13 protein-coding genes are annotated in these 14,857 nt (G+C 60.3%); 6 read left to right on the top strand and 7 right to left on the bottom strand.

Annotation, left to right across the window (positions count from 1 at the left end; translation table 11 throughout):
* Positions 1–2,105 (bottom strand): choice-of-anchor G family protein (locus ACIOTN_RS09260; RefSeq protein WP_402735202.1); only part of this gene is annotated, 2,105 nt, incomplete at its 3' end.
* Positions 2,106–2,525: 420 nt separating this feature from the next.
* Here ACIOTN_RS09260 and ACIOTN_RS09255 point away from each other — a divergent pair.
* Positions 2,526–3,191: a response regulator transcription factor gene (locus tag ACIOTN_RS09255; RefSeq protein ID WP_181148945.1), complete on the top strand. Its 666-nt coding sequence runs from the start codon at positions 2,526–2,528 to the stop codon at positions 3,189–3,191.
* 17 nt (positions 3,192–3,208) lie between these two features.
* On the opposite strand, the gene ACIOTN_RS09250 is transcribed toward ACIOTN_RS09255, so the two are convergent.
* From ACIOTN_RS09250 to ACIOTN_RS09240, 3 genes are all read right to left on the bottom strand, one after another.
* Positions 3,209–3,922: an SH3 domain-containing protein gene (locus tag ACIOTN_RS09250; RefSeq protein ID WP_146112337.1), complete on the bottom strand. Its 714-nt coding sequence runs from the start codon at positions 3,920–3,922 to the stop codon at positions 3,209–3,211.
* 100 nt (positions 3,923–4,022) lie between these two features.
* Entirely contained in the window at positions 4,023–4,523 is a 501-nt protein-coding gene (locus tag ACIOTN_RS09245; RefSeq protein ID WP_105658849.1) for a ferritin, read from the bottom strand.
* 145 nt (positions 4,524–4,668) lie between these two features.
* Positions 4,669–7,098 carry a Tex family protein gene (locus ACIOTN_RS09240; protein ID WP_402735208.1) on the bottom strand — a complete coding sequence of 810 codons (2,430 nt, stop codon included), beginning with the start codon at positions 7,096–7,098 and terminating at the stop codon, positions 4,669–4,671.
* Between the two features lie 129 nt (positions 7,099–7,227).
* Between ACIOTN_RS09240 and ACIOTN_RS09235 the strand changes: the two genes are divergently transcribed.
* Positions 7,228–7,524, top strand: a complete 297-nt coding sequence (locus ACIOTN_RS09235; protein ID WP_286134381.1) for a hypothetical protein — start codon at positions 7,228–7,230, stop codon at positions 7,522–7,524.
* Between the two features lie 43 nt (positions 7,525–7,567).
* Positions 7,568–7,978 (top strand): RNA-binding S4 domain-containing protein, encoded by a 411-nt coding sequence (locus ACIOTN_RS09230; RefSeq protein WP_105658852.1) that lies wholly within the window; start codon positions 7,568–7,570, stop codon positions 7,976–7,978.
* On the opposite strand, the gene ACIOTN_RS09225 is transcribed toward ACIOTN_RS09230, so the two are convergent.
* The gene (locus ACIOTN_RS09225; protein ID WP_105658853.1) at positions 7,975–9,924 is read right to left on the bottom strand and encodes a prolyl oligopeptidase family serine peptidase; all 1,950 of its coding nucleotides are present in this window, start codon (positions 9,922–9,924) and stop codon (positions 7,975–7,977) included. The two genes, ACIOTN_RS09230 and ACIOTN_RS09225, sit on opposite strands and share 4 nt — an antisense overlap.
* 75 nt (positions 9,925–9,999) lie before the next feature.
* Between ACIOTN_RS09225 and ACIOTN_RS09220 the strand changes: the two genes are divergently transcribed.
* Together ACIOTN_RS09220 and ACIOTN_RS09215 are read left to right on the top strand one after the other, a co-directional pair.
* Positions 10,000–10,539: a DUF1697 domain-containing protein gene (locus ACIOTN_RS09220; RefSeq protein WP_105658854.1), complete on the top strand. Its 540-nt coding sequence runs from the start codon at positions 10,000–10,002 to the stop codon at positions 10,537–10,539.
* Positions 10,540–10,598: 59 nt separating this feature from the next.
* Positions 10,599–11,255 (top strand): trimeric intracellular cation channel family protein, encoded by a 657-nt coding sequence (locus ACIOTN_RS09215; RefSeq protein WP_105658855.1) that lies wholly within the window; start codon positions 10,599–10,601, stop codon positions 11,253–11,255.
* Here the strand turns inward: ACIOTN_RS09215 and ACIOTN_RS09210 are convergent.
* Together ACIOTN_RS09210 and ACIOTN_RS09205 are read right to left on the bottom strand one after the other, a co-directional pair.
* Positions 11,252–12,508, bottom strand: coding sequence for a CynX/NimT family MFS transporter (locus ACIOTN_RS09210; RefSeq protein ID WP_105658856.1), 1,257 nt, complete (start codon positions 12,506–12,508; stop codon positions 11,252–11,254). The two genes, ACIOTN_RS09215 and ACIOTN_RS09210, sit on opposite strands and share 4 nt — an antisense overlap.
* Positions 12,509–12,525: 17 nt before the next feature.
* A complete protein-coding gene (locus ACIOTN_RS09205; RefSeq protein ID WP_105658857.1) occupies positions 12,526–13,080 on the bottom strand; it encodes a TetR/AcrR family transcriptional regulator in 555 nt (184 codons plus the stop codon).
* A gap of 134 nt (positions 13,081–13,214) precedes the next feature.
* Here ACIOTN_RS09205 and ACIOTN_RS09200 point away from each other — a divergent pair, with 134 nt between their 5' ends.
* Entirely contained in the window at positions 13,215–14,732 is a 1,518-nt protein-coding gene (locus ACIOTN_RS09200; protein WP_105658858.1) for an MFS transporter, read from the top strand.
* Positions 14,733–14,857: the final 125 nt, after the last annotated feature.

Genomic DNA, 14,857 nt, shown 5'->3' with positions numbered 1-14,857 from the left:
TCGGTGTTCGCATCGGTGTTCGCGTCAGTATTCGCATCCGTGTTGGCATCGGTGTTCGCATCAGCGTTATCCGCAGTGTTCACATCGGTGTTCGCATCGGTGTTCGCGTCAGTATTCGCATCCGTGTTGGCATCGGTGTTCGCATCAGCGTTATCCGCAGTGTTCACATCGGTGTTCGCGTCCGTGTTATCTGCAGTATTCTCATCACTGTTCTCAACTACCACGAAGCTCACGGAATCGGTTGATTCGTTCTCGTCCGTTGCAGTAGCTGTGTGGTCACCGGCTGGCACGTTAGGGAACGTGACAGACCAGTTTCCGTCTCCGTCAACAGTGGTCACCTGATCATCTTGGCCCGGAATCGAGACAGTTACCTCGGTGCCAGCCTCACCGGTACCCGTTACCTCAACGGGGCCAACAGGAAGTTCATCGCCGTCGGCAGGAGTCAGGATATCGACATCGGCTACTGCCGGCGCTTCAGCTGCTGCACGAACTGCTGAGGTGCCTAGGTCAACGCCAACAGCTGCTGTACCAAGGACCGGCAGAACATCGATTGCGAGAGCGGTTACGTAGTTCAGTTCACCGTCTACAGCTGGATCTACAACCTGCGCAGCAGCCGGAGCAGCAACGTTGGCAGTCGTAGCAGGAACAGTCACTTCAGTCGAAGCTACGGTGCCCTGTTCGTTGATGGTGATTTCCAGAACCTCTTCAAGAAGCGGCTCGACTGCACCATTGACTACTGGCGCGACAACTTCAGTGACAAGTGCTTGGATGCCTTCTGGGTAGCCATCAAGCAGTGCGTTTACTCCCTGGAAAGCTGGGCCGGTCACGCCAAGAACCAGTTCAAGAACGCTGTCGAGCAGCGATCCAAGGTTGATGCCACCGAGACCTGGCAGGAGGGTCAGGTCATTTGCAAGAGTGAAGGCATCAGTGTTGCCGTTGAGCAGGTCGCTCAACGAACCACCGATATCAACGCCACCTGTAACGAGATCAGCACCGAGCACCACAGCATTGACATCTGCGGTCAGGGTGAAGCTTGCTTCAGCAAGGATTTCGTTAACGGCATCAGTGAGGTTGGTGGTGACTTCGTTCAGCAATCCGGTCAGTTCAGCGGTAATGAGCGCTGCGGTTGCGTCGTCCAGCAGCGGCGTGTTTGCAGGCTGGTCGTTCAGGCCACCGGTAATGATCTTGGACAGATCAATGTTTACGGTACCTTCGCCCAAGTTCAGCGAAACCGCGCCGGTGTCAGAAACCAGCTCCTGAGCAAGTACGGTGCTAAGGGTGCCGGTTACGTCATCCAAGCCATTGACAACCAGGTTGGAGTTCGACAGGCCAATCTGTGCAAGGAGGAGATTTATATTGACAGCGTTCAGCGAGCTGCTGATCGTATCGGTCAAGCCGCCGTCTCCAACAACCCCATCCAGCGCAGTGCCGAGAGCGGTGGTAGTGGTGGTCAAGTCTGAACTCAGCTGGGAAATCAGCGGGCTACGCAGGTCTACAGTCGCGGAAGCGACCTTGTATTCGTGAGTAGGGTCAGCGCCGTCGGTGCGCTCGGTGGTGGAGCCAAGTGCGCCCAACTGGAGCTTAGCAACATCGAGGACTTCATTAGTCAAGCCGGCTACACCAACCTGGTTGAACAGCTTAGTCAGGTCGATCGAAGCTAGTTCTGCGGTATTGCCGTCAACCGCCAAGGCACCGTCGCCACCCAAGACGCCTGCAGAAGCCTTGGCGTGGGTAGCGGTGTCCGCGATTGCGTACGAGGACAACAGGCCAGCCTGTCCCAGCTGAATGAGGCCAGTTCCATCATCGCCGATGACCGGCAGGCTAAGGGAACCCAGGTCGATGCCTAGTGATTCGTTAAGCAATGCAAGGTTCAGCGGGTTCTCCTGAGCATCAGGCGAACTTGGGTTTGCCGAGTAGGAGTAACCAGCATCGGCCACGTCTAGGGTCAAGCCGTCGACGTTAATGACCTTGCCGAATGCTTCCGACAGATCGTCAGGAGCCGCAAAAGCGGCAGTTACCGTAGGAGCCACGAAAAGACTGGCAACGACTGCACCGGCAAGAACTCGGCGTGCGGCACGCGGTTTCTTGCCATTCTTAGGTGACAAATTATTTGCTTGCACCACTATCCTCCAAAAGATGGTTGTGATCAGGAAACTCGTAAAAGCCCACGTTTGACTCTACGGTTGATGAACCCTGACTCACAGGTTTCTTTCAGCCATTTCTTTGCATACTCAGGTCAAATTTCTTAGCCACGCGGCCAGAATCGATGGCCAGCAGGTAATACTGAGCGGTAATTTAACTTCTTACCATTAGAGAAAATAATGCACTTACAACAGTTGACCTGAAAATTTACCCAAACAGTGATGTAACAATATGACAACAACCTCGCAATGCTATCTGTCAAGCCAAGGGATTTGACTAGTTGGCCATAGACTGTGAATCACCTGCTAGCTTTCCCCACCGCAGAACGGGTTAGGAAGGATTGGCCAGGACAACACCAGTTCGTAGTGATGGAGGATTCTTGTATGTCGCACATCCGCATTCATCTGGCTGATAGTGACCATTTCTCACGGGCCGGGATTGCTGGAGTCTTAGCCGAGGCCAGCGACATGGTGATCGAGCATGTTTCGGATTGCATGTCCGAGGCCGTTCAAGCTGCAACCGAGTTGGAGCCGGACCTCGTCATCCTGGAATCGTCGCTGAATGGGACGGATCTGTATTGCTCGATTCGGGAAATCTCCGAGAGTGCACCGAATACCAAGATCGTGGTGTTGGCTGCCCGATACCAGCGGGACGATATCTCCAAGGCCTACGATGCTGGCAGCTCGGGACTGATCTCGAAAAGCTCCATCAGCTCGGAACTGCCCAGCGCATTGCGCATGCTCGCTGCAGGCTACCAACTTTTTGCCCAGCCGTCGGACGGCTGGGAATCGACCGCGAAAATCGTGCGCCGCTCAGGCCAGCAATCCGTCGTGCGCAAGCTCAGCGAACGCGATCGCAGTCTGGTGCGCCTCGTCGCGGCCGGGCTCACCAATTCCCAGATCGCCCGCATCGCGCACATCTCCGAGGGCTCGGTGAAGCTCCACTTGGCGCGCATCATGGAGGAACTGAGCGTCACCAATCGTGTGCAGCTGGCAGTAGTGGCGACAGAATCCGGATTGGTTTCGTCTGCGGATCTGCAGATCGCCTGAAACAGAATCGAATCTGGTCAGTACACCGTACGAAGCTGGCTGGCAGGGATCCACATTTCTTCGCCGTCACGGTCAATCTGCCGCCACGCGCCCTGGCGCGCGACGATGACCACGGCCGTGTCGGCCGGAAGAATCCGCACTAGCGAGTAATGGTCGCCAGGACCGCGTCTCGCGTTCAATCCGATGGTGGTCAGTGCCCGCTGGTTGGGGACGGCGATCAGCCCGCCCTTGGCTGGACGGGAGGGAATCTCCTGCAGGTACATGCTGGGAACCCAGCCCAGCAATTTGCCGCACTGTACCTGGGACCACAATCCCTGCTGGAGCATCGAGCGGACCTTGGACCCCTGGTCAATGACCTTGAGCACCGGATACCCAGTGCCGCTTCCCTTGCGCAGATTCAACGTTGCCGTCGTAGCATGGGTGGCTTCGATCAATGAATAGCGTGAAAGAACTGGCTCGGCCAGCTCGTCATCGTCTTCGGCGACTACCGGCTCGTCAAAGACCGCCGGGATCGCTTCAAGATAGATATTCGGCAGCCAACCGTAGATCTGGTGCACGAGAACATGCGCCCACGAGCCGTTGACCTCAATCAGGACCAGCTCTGTGCCTTGCTCCAAATGGCTCTGCACTACGTAGTGGCGGCCGGCGCCCTTGCGCAGCTTGAGCGAGGCAGTCGTCCGGTGGGTATTGGCAATGGACGACGTCCGAGCCGACTGATGTGGATAGCCCACCTGGTTCACAACCACCTCAAATGAAAAAACTTAGGGAAGCAACCACCGGTTGCTTCCCTAAGTTTATTCCATTTTTAGAAGATGCGTGCTTCGCCGCCTCTTAGGATGAGGAAGAACGCGAGCCGAGCTCTGCATCCAGTCGCAGCAGACCGCTTCCATCGTTGCCGATCATCCTGACTCGATCCAGGATTTCACCAACGGTGGCTTCCTCTTCAACCTGCTCATCGATGAACCAGTGCAGCAGCGGCAGGGAGTCGATGTCGCCCTCGGTCTGCGCCAAACGGTACAGCTCGCGAATCGCTCCGGAGACCTTCTGCTCGTGGGCCAAGGAAGCCGCGAAGGCATCTGCAACGCTGTTCACGTTCACAGTCGGGGCAGGCTGCTCGCCAATCTTCGGGTGGGCCGAGCGGTCGGTCATGTGGGTCATGAACTTTTCCGCGTGCACGATTTCCTCGCCGGCCTGGGCGCGGAACCAGCCAGCAATGCCGGGAAGGCTCAATACGTCCATTTCAACTGCCAGCTGACGGTAAACCGTTGCTGCGGTTAGTTCGAGAGTTACCTGGGTGCTGAAGGCTTCTGCCAGTTTTCCTGTAAGTTCCATGTCATCAGACTAAACCTGTTTTGCCACCTTGTCACCGAAGTTCGGACTCACTTAGTCAAACCTGAATTAGGGAATCATCCCAAGTTGGGATCGAGTTAATGTAGCCGATACTAACCTAACTTAGGCATGCCGATACGATGCTAACCTACTTGCCCAGTCCTGCTCTGCGCAGCGCCTCGGCCATCGCGGTGTTGCCCGGTGCAGCCGGTTTGCCCTGCGCGGGCTGGGCCTTGCGGTTCTGCCCAGTGCGGTTCTGGCCCGAGCGCGCCGAACGGCCAGCTCCCGGTCCCTTGCGTTCGCCTGGTCCGGAGTTCCTGGCCTCCGCGCCAGCAGCAGGCAGTTCGTCATCCAGTCGCAGAGTCAGCGAAATGCGCTTGCGCACGGTATCCACTTCCAGCACCTTGACCTTGACAATCTGGCCGGAACTGACCACTTCGCGAGGGTCCGAAATGAACTTGCTGCTCATGGCCGAGACGTGGATCAGGCCGTCCTGGTGGACGCCCAGGTCCACGAACGCACCGAAGGCGGCAACGTTGGAGACGGTGCCTTCCATGATCATCCCCGGCTTGACGTCCTTGATGGTCTCAACGCCTTCCTTGAGCGTGGCCGTCACGAATTCGCCACGGGGGTCGCGGGCAGGACGGCGCAACTCGGCAATCACGTCACGAATGGTTGGCTCGCCAAACTGGTCCGTGGCGAAGTCCTGCGGGTTCAGCTCTTCAAGCCGGCGGCCCTGCGCCTCCGCGCTGCTCTGCAGGGTCTTGGCCAGAACATAAGCTTCGGGGTGCACCGAGGAAGCATCGAGTTTCTCCTTGCCGCCGGTAATGCGCAAGAAGCCCGCGCACTGTTCAAAGGCCTTGGCTCCCAGACGCGGTACCTTCAGCAGATCCTTGCGGGTGGCGAAAGGGCCGTTGGCGTTACGGTGATCCACGATGTTGCGGCTCAACAGCGGTCCCACGCCGGCTACCCGGGCCAGCAAGGCAGGGGATGCGGTATTCACGTCGACGCCTACGGCATTCACGCAGTCCTCGACCACCGCATCCAGCGCGCGGTCCAGCTTCGAGGCAGTGACATCATGCTGGTATTGGCCCACGCCGATGGACTTCGGATCGATCTTCACCAGCTCGGCCAGCGGGTCCTGCAAGCGGCGGGCGATCGATACCGCGCCGCGCAGCGACACATCCATATCCGGCAGTTCCTGGCTGGCCAGTTCGGAGGCCGAGTAGACCGAAGCGCCGGCTTCCGAGACGATGACCTTGCTGACGCCCGCGCCGCCAAGCACCTTGATGACCTCGGCAGCCAGACGGTCTGTTTCGCGCCCCGCTGTGCCGTTGCCTACCGCAATCAGCGTGGTGCCGTGCTTCTGGGCTAGCTTGGCCAGTACCGCGATGGATTCATTCCATTTATTGGCTGGCGCATGGGGATAGATCGTTGCCGTTTCCACCGATTGGCCGGTCAGGTCCACCACTGCAACCTTCACACCGGTGCGCAGGCCCGGGTCCAAGCCCAGCACGGCCTTGTTGCCGGCCGGCGCCGCCAGCAGCACATCGCGCAAGTTCGCCGCGAAAATCTTCACCGATTCATCTTCAGCGGCTTCGAACAGGCGTGAGCGCAGGTCGGATTCAAAGCGGGTCAGCAGGCGGGCTTTCCACGCCAAACGCACGGTCTGCGCAATCCATTTGGCAGCAGGCGCACCGGTGGGAACGTTCAGCCCCAGGGAGGAGGCGATAGCGTTCTCGTAGGCACTGCGCGCTTCGTCCAAGGCCTGTTCGTCGCGTGGATCAGCTTCAGCGAGCTGCAGATTCAGCACGCCTTCGCGTTCACCGCGCAACAGTGCCAGGACCCGGTGCGATGGCAAGCGATCAAGTGGTGCCACATAGTCCAGATAATCGGAGTACTTTCCCTGGCCCTCTGCGGTGGCGCCCGAGGCGACGCTGGCACCGATCTTGCCGGTGTTCCACAGGCGTTCGCGCAGTTCACCGGCGAGAACGACATCCTGGGATACGCGCTCGGTCAGGATGGAACGCGCGCCGGAAAGCGCATCTGCGTCGGTGGCAAATCCTGCATCCGGGTTCAGGTAGTCGGCAGCCGCCTGCACCGGATCCGTCATTGGGTCCGCGAGCAGCAGATCGGCCAAGGCTTCCAGGCCAGCCTCGCGGGCAATCTGGGCCTTGGTGCGGCGCTTGGATTTGAATGGCAGGTACAGGTCTTCGAGTTCCGCCTTGGTGCTGGCGGCGCGAATCGCCTCGGCAAGCTGGTCGGTCAGCTTGCCGGCTTCGGCGATGGCTTCCAGTACAGCTGCGCGGCGGTCTTCCAATTCACGCAGGTAGCGCAACCGTTCTTCGAGCAGGCGCAGCTGGCTGTCGCTGAGCATGCCGGTAACCTCTTTGCGGTAACGGGCAATAAAGGGAACGGTGGATCCGGAGTCCAGGAGCTCGATCGCTGCCTTGACCTGCCAGGGGGCTACCGCGGATTCCTCGGAGAGTTCCCGGGCCAGTTGGGCAATGATTTGCTGCCCCGTTGCGCTGTCATTTGCGGTGTTCTTCTGCTCGCTAGTCACCGATCCATTGTGCATCATGCCATCCGATCTTCAGATGATCAACTCGGTTGGCATTCAGCAGAAACTCAATCTCCATGGCTATGATTTATTGTTATGGGGATTGAGAAAGTTCGAAAGGCAACAGCGCTCGTTGCGATTTCGTGTATGGCTCTATTGAGCTCCGGATGCGCATTTGTTGAAGACACCGCGGCCGACGCGGCTAACCAGCTGACCGATGCAGCGTCCAAGGAAATCGTGCGCCAGGCCTGCGCACCGGTACAGGACGGCACCATTGACGCTAGCGAACTTCGTGTCCTCTCGTCCATTGTGAAGTCGGTCCAGGGCGGTGGCCTGCCGCAAGACTTGGTCGATGTGCTCCAGGAGCTCGCCAATTCAGGAGACCAAGCACCCGAAGCGCTGCAGCAGCGCCTGATCGGGATTTGCGACGAGGCTACGGTTTAGCAGCTTCAGCGGCACTAGCCATCTGCTGATCTAGAATTTTCCCATGGTCGAAATTCCAAGAAGCGGCAAAGTACGTCTCGATGCGTGGCTGTGGTCAGTGCGCATCTACAAGACCCGTTCGTCCGCGACCACTGCCTGCCGTGCCGGACATGTTCGCTTGAACGGCGATCCGGTGAAGGCGTCGCAAACCGTTGTCTCCGGTGATCGCATCCGTGTGCGCAAAGACGGTTTCGACCGCGAGCTGGAAGTCAGCGGGCTGATTTCCAAGCGCGTCGGCGCGCCAGTTGCCGCAAAATGCTACATCGACCACACCCCGCCGCGCGAACGCCTGGTCATTCCCCAGGTGCCGATCCGCGAACGCGGCGCCGGCCGGCCCACCAAGAAGGACCGCCGCGAAATGGATCGCTTGCGGGATTCCTGGCAGCCCCCGGATCCAGGTCCTGATCTGTCCTAGGACAGCACGATCGCCGGAACGTCCGACTGGAATTCGAAGATCTGCGCGTAGAAGGCCAATGAGCTTTCCAACGCCTTGATGATGTTCTCCGACTTCCTGAACCCGTGCTGTTCTCCTTCGAAGAGAATGTAGGCATGGGCAATGCCGCGTTCGGCCAGCGCGTCCGCCACGATCTGGGACTGCGCCGGCGGCACCACCTTGTCTTCATCCCCCTGCAACAGCAATACGGGGCAGGAAATCTTCGCCACGTGATTGATTGGCGCGCGCTTCTCGTACAGATCGGCAGCTTCCGGGTACGGTCCGACCAACGTGAACATGTACTGCGATTCGAAGTCGTGGGTGTCCTGCACCAGGCCCACCAGATCCGAAACACCGTAGCGGCTGATGCCCGCGGTGAAGGCATTGGAGAAGGTCAGCGCGCACAGCACGGTCCACCCGCCGGCGCTGCCGCCTTCGATGCCGATGCGTGCGGGGTCGGCAATGCCCTGCGCTACCAGCGCGTTGACCACCGCGACGGTATCGGCAACATCGACTACGCCCCAGGAGCCGCGCAGGCGGTTGCGGTATTCGCGGCCATAGCCGGTGGAGCCGCCGTAGTTCACGTCGACTACCCCGATCCCGCGCGAGGTGTAATAGGCAACCGTGGCACTGAGCGTCGGGGAAGCCTGGCTGGTCGGGCCTCCGTGCACGAAGGTGACGAAGGGCGGCAGTTCGCCCTCCATCCCTGCGTAGCCTTCCTGGGAAGGCCGGTAGAGCAACGCGTGGACGGACTGGCCGGCGAGGTTCTTGCACTCGAACTCTTCAACCTCCGGAAGCACCGCTGGATCCGGCAACTGCGCAATCGCACGGGTCACCGGGTGGTGTTCCAAGGTCTCGAGGTTGATCAAGGTAATTTCTTCGCCCTGGGTCATCGAGGACGTGCCGGCGAGCAGCCACCCGTCACGCAGCGCGAACGGGCGGATGCCGGTGAATGGCAGCGCGAGGTCTTCCAATCCCCCGGTGTCCGCGTGCAAGCGTGCCAGCTTGGTGGTGCCGGTGCCGTAGGAGCACAGCAGGGTGCGGGCGCTTTCTGCCAGGTACCATCGCGTGCCCACCTGCCAGAGCGGGCCGGCGAATTCTGCGGCACGGTCAACCAGCCGGGTGGTGCGTGCCGAGCTGTCCTGGTAGAGGTAGGGGTTCCACCAGCCACTGGCATCGGAGATGAAAGCCAACTGGTCATCATCGAGCCATTCCGGCTGCATGACCGAGACTTCTGCTCCACCGGCAATGACGGTGTCCTCCAGTACGCCTTCTTCGGTGAAGTCAGCCAGGTGCAGCTCGGTGGAGTCCCACGGCATATTCGGATGTTCCCAGCTGATCCAGGACAGCCGGGTTCCCGCGGGGTTCAGCCGTGGCGCTGCAACGAATCTCGCCGGGGCGCTGAGGATGCGGATCTTGCCCGGGTCCTCGGCTGCGCTGCCGTCCAGGGGAATTTGCACGATGTGGCGTACCGGTTCTGCCCGCAGGTCTTCCATGATGGCCAGGATGCTGCCTTCTGGACCAGGGGTGAATTCGGCGAAGCGCAGCTGCGGGTCTGCGTCGACTCCGCTGGCGGGGGTCAGGGCCGCGGCATCGTGCTCCCCTACGGTTTGCCGGTAAACCCGCTGGTCAGCGAAGTCCGCAAAAACAATTGCCGAGGTGCCGCCCTCGATGAGCATCCAGCTGGAGCCACCGTATTCGTGGACCCGGGAGCGCACGTTGAATGGTGCCTGGATGAGCTCTGCACCGGCAGTGCCGTCGGTGCCGTACTCCATCAGCGTGATGCGCCCGCCTTCGGCAGGACGGCCTTCCTGGACAATGAGCTTGTCCGAGAAGAAGCAGGCTCCGCCCAGCGGCTTGGTTCCGGCAGCGACGTCATGCGCGGAAATCGATGATGGCCATGATCCAAAGGGTAAGTGCGTAGGCATATTCTTGATCCTAGCGATCTTTATGACTCATAACGACCCTCGACAAGCATCAATCCGATGCGCTTGGATTGATCCATGACTAGATACGCCGTATTCCTGCGCGGGGTGAATGTCGGTGGGGTCAAGGTCCTGATGAAGGACCTGGCCCAGCTGCTTCTCGCTGCTGGTTTCACCGACGTGAAAACCCTTTTGGCCAGCGGCAATGCGGTGCTCAGCGCATCCAGTTCTGATCCGTTGGAAGTCCAGGAGCACTGCAATGCGGTTCTGGCCGGGCACTACCAGCGGCCGATTCCCACGCTTGTCTGCACCGTCGCGGAAATCCAGCAGCTGTCCCAGCCCTTCCCGCTGCCCTTGCCTGATCCGGCCAGCGAACACCATGGCTACTTCACGCTCTGCGAATCGGCTGCGGATGCCCGAGCGGTGGGCGCCGCTATCCAGGGACTCGCTGAGCCAGGAGCCTACCTGGTCCAGGGCCGTGCCGTAGCGTGGATTGTCCGCAAGGGCGAAAGCACCGCGAATCCCATCGGGAAGCTCATGGCCGCACAGGCAAAGCAACGCATTGTGACGACCCGTAACCACAACACCCTGGTCAAGCTCGCCAAGATTCTTGGCTGAGATCGCCGGTGAGCAATAATTGAGCCTTGACCCACTGATTGACCTGCAAAAGGCCCGGAATGTACATCCTGATCGAGCTCATTGGCATTTTCTTCTTCGCCGTCGCGGGTTCATTGATGGCCGCGCGCCGTGGCTTCGATCTGCTCGGTTCGGCCTTCCTCGGCGGGGTCTGCGGTCTGGGCGGCGGAGTGGTGCGGGATTTGATTCTCAATCAGTCCCCGGCGACTTTCGCGCATCCGGTCTACTTTGTGCCTCCGGTGCTCGCGGCGCTGTGCGTCTACGCGTTTACCCCCGCGGTGCAGAAGCTGCACCGCCTGGTCCAGCTATTCGACGCGGCAGGCCTGGGCCTGTTCTGCGTCACCGGTACGCTCAAGGCCCTGGAACACGACTTCAATCCGGTCACCGCGGTCCTGCTTGGTGTCATCACCAGCGTGGGCGGCGGCTTGATGCGCGATGTCATTTCCAACGTCACCCCTGATTTGTTCAACCCGCGCGATATCTACGCGTTGGCCGCCATGGTGGGTGCCGCGCTCACCGCCGTGGCCTGGCATCTGGGGCTGATGAACGTTCCGGTGGGCGCCGGCATTGCCGCCTTGGCTTTTGCCATCCGCGTGGCTTCCATCCGCTTCGGCTGGTCGGTCCCGTTGGCCGCGGGCCATTGGCATCGCTCCCGCCCCACGCCACCGTCCAGCGAAGGTCCGCAGCGCCACTTCTAGTCGATGCGCTCGAGCTTGCCCAGGTCCTCGGTGCCTGGCGAATCATCTTCGATGGTGCGCGGCGGGTTGATGATGATCGCGCCGACCAGCATCACGATGACGCAGCCGCCGAGCATCGAGAAGGCCGCGCCCCATGAATCGGTGGCTTTCTGCACCACGCCGAAGAGCATGGGAACCACCGCGGCACCGGCATAGCCAAGGCCCTGGGCGAAGCCCGAAAGCACGCCTGAACCGTAGGTTGTGCGCGAGCGCAGGTTCATCATCAGCAGTGCAATGGCGAAGGTGCCCTGCCCGAGGCCGGCCAGGCAGATCCACAACGCAGTGTTCTGCGTTGGCGACAGGTAGATGCCAAGGTGCCCGGCAATCCAGCACGAGGTGAAGACCAGGACTGCAATGATCGGGTGCTTCAGCCGAGGCACCCAGAGCGGAACCAGCAGGCTGACCGGCAGGCCGAGGATCGCGAAGAGCGCCAGCATGTTGCCAGCTGCCATTTCGTCGAGGCCGCGGTTCTGCAGGTAGGGCGGAAGCCAGGTGAAGTAGACGTAGGTCTGCGCCGAGTTGCCGGCCAGGAAGATTGCCAGGCCCCAAGCCACTTTGGACTTCCAGGGGTTGATCTTAGCGATAGGTTGCGGATGCCCGCTGGCGTGGACGGGATTATCCGGGCGCTGTGTCCCGCGGTCGGCAAGCAGCTGCACCAGCCATGGCACCAGCACGATGCCCGACAGGGCGGCCCAGGAACCAATGGAGATCTTCCAGTCGCTGAGATTGGCCAGTGGAACAGAGAACTGAGGGGCCATCCAGGTGCCGATGGCCAGCATCGTGACATATCCGCTGGTGACCATGCCGATACGGTCAGGGAAGTACTTCTTGACCAACGGCGGCAGCACCACATTGCCCATGCCGTAGCCAGCCAAGGTGATGATGGACAGGGCGAGGAAGGAATAGACCTCGGGCATGAAGATCCGCGCTACCTGGCCGATGACAGCTAGGCCCAGCGAGATCATCAGGGTTTTTTCCAGGCCGAAAGCCTTGATCAGCCGCGGAGTGAGCAGTCCGAAGACTGCGAAAGCAATGGGCGCGAGCATTGCCAGCAGGCCGGTGGTGAACTCGGTGAACGCGATATCCGCTTCAATGCGGGAGAGCAATGGGGATACTGACACCACTGCGGCGCGCAGGGACAGTGCCAGCAGCAGGATGCCAAGCAGCGCTCCAACTCGTCCTCTGATTGGAGAAGCAACGCTCTTGTTCTTCATTGATTTCTACCTGCTCGCTATTCGTTGAGGTTTCCCAACTTTTTTATTCTCGAGACCAACTCTAGTAAGCGATTGAGCTCGCCATCAAAATTGCGCTCGTACCATGTCCCAGGCAGGGCCAGATTCGCGTAGAGCCCCTCGCCGGCGAGCATCACCAGATGCGCGATGTCCTTGCTGCCGACTTCATCCAGAATGCACCGGTACCAGCGCTCATTGGTGCTCTCGATTTTTTCCGTCGCGGCTTTGACCCCGGCCTGGGCCAGGCGTTGCAGGGCCACCAAGTGCCGATCCAATTCGGTATCGACTTCCGCGCTGGTGCGCACGTAATAAACGGACGCCCCTTCCGCTGAGGTGCGCATCCCCTCGACATCACGGGCAACATGTTCCTCCGCGGCCTCGATGACCGCGTCCGCCAGCGCATCCTTGGAGGCGAAGTGGTAGAGCAGCCCGCCCTTGGAGACCCCGGCGCGTGCGGCCGTGGCATCCAGCGTGGCTGCCCGCTCCCCCTCTTCGCACAAGAGCGCGATATAGGCGTCAAGCACTTTGCCGCGGGCAGCAGGTGGGCGAGCCATAGTTCTCCGTTCCAAGGTGTAGTTCGTGATCGATCTGACTTTACCAACAATTGTAACTATACCGTCTAGACGGTACAGTTAACAATTGCGGGCAAATCTCCGCGCATTCCACTACCTATCCAAGGGCGAACGTCATGACCTCGAATATCTCCGAACGCGTTACAGTGCTCAGCAAGCCGCGCCGTTGGGCGGCACTGGTGGTCCTGCTGTTCCCTGTCCTGCTCATTTCCGTCGACAACACCGTGCTCTCCTTCGCGGTCCCGGCAATCACCGGAGCCCTGTCTCCCTCGGGGAACCAGCTGCTGTGGATTATCGATATCTACCCGCTGATCCTGGCCGGGCTGCTGGTCCCCATGGGATCACTGGGCGACCGCGTCGGCCGGCGCAAGCTGCTGCTGATCGGCGCGACCGGCTTCGCACTGGTTTCCGCCCTCGCCGCCTTCGCCACGGATGCCACCCAGCTGGTGGCAGCCCGTGCCCTGCTTGGCGTCTTCGGCGCAATGCTCATGCCGGCCACGTTGTCCTTGATCCGCAACATCTTCCCGGATGATACCGAACGCCGAACCGCCATTGCGGTGTGGGCGGCGGCCTTCTCCGGCGGTGCTGTGCTTGGCCCCATTGTCGGCGGCGTGCTGCTCGAGCACTTCTGGTGGGGCTCGGTCTTCCTGATGGCCGTGCCAATGCTCCTGCCCCTGCTGATCGGCGGCATGATCCTTGTCCCCGAATCCAAGGACCCGAACCCGGGCCGCGTGGATCCGTTCTCGATCCTGCTGGTGGTCTTCACCCTCCTGCCTTTTGTCTACGCCATCAAGACTGCGGTAACTGCCCCGTGGTACTTCTCGGCCGCGGCCATCGTCCTGGCCATTGTCTGCGGTGCAGCTTTCGTACGCCGGCAGCTCAAGGCCGAACAGCCGATGCTCGATGTCCGCTTGTTCAGCAACGCACTGTTCTCTGGCGCGTTGATGGTCAACCTGATTGGCATCTTCTCGCTGGTGGGCTTCATCTACTTCGTCTCCCAGCATCTGCAGCTCATTGCAGGATTCTCCCCGCTGGTGGCGGGACTGTGGATGACCCCGGGCCTGGTGCTGACCATGGGCTTCGGATTGCTCTCGGTGGCGCTCTCGCGCCGTTTCGGCACGCCGAACATCATGGCCATCGGCCTGATCCTCTCCGCGGTCGCCTACCTGCTGGTGATCTTGGCCGGGGAGGGATCCAATTCCTTCCTGCTCATGACCGCGTTTGCTGTCTTGGGTACGGGAATCGGCATGACCGAGACCTTGTCCAATGACATGGTGCTCTCCGCAGTACCCGCTTCCAAGGCCGGCGCGGCATCGGCGATCTCGGAAACCGCCTACGAAGTGGGCTCGGTACTGGGCATTGCAGTGCTGGGTACCATCCTGAATACGGTCTACACCTCGCGGTTGCTCGCGCCCGGCTCGCTGACCGATGCCCAGCTGCAAACTGCCGGCGAGACTTTGGGCGGAGCGCACCAGGTCGCCGCCGATTTGAGCGCCGCCGATGCGCAAGCTCTGCTGGGCTCCGCAGCCATGGCCTTCGACCACGGAGTCCTGCTGACATCCGGCATCGCCGCGGCGTTGTCCCTGATCGCTGCCGTGGTCGTATTCCGCGTCATCAAACCGGCATTTCGGTGAACTCGGCTCACCGCTTAACCAAATTTCTGATTAATTGGTTCAAAGTTATTCATTTGTCGTCACCAAACACGTAGGCTAGGCAATGTAGTTCCAAAGTAATTCGCGAAGTACCCGTTAGAAGTTTG

Origin of the sequence: Glutamicibacter sp. NPDC087661 (assembly GCF_044743275.1) — a bacterium.
Taxonomy (GTDB): Bacteria; Actinomycetota; Actinomycetes; order Actinomycetales; family Micrococcaceae; genus Glutamicibacter.
This window is presented reverse-complemented; position numbering and strand designations above follow the sequence as displayed.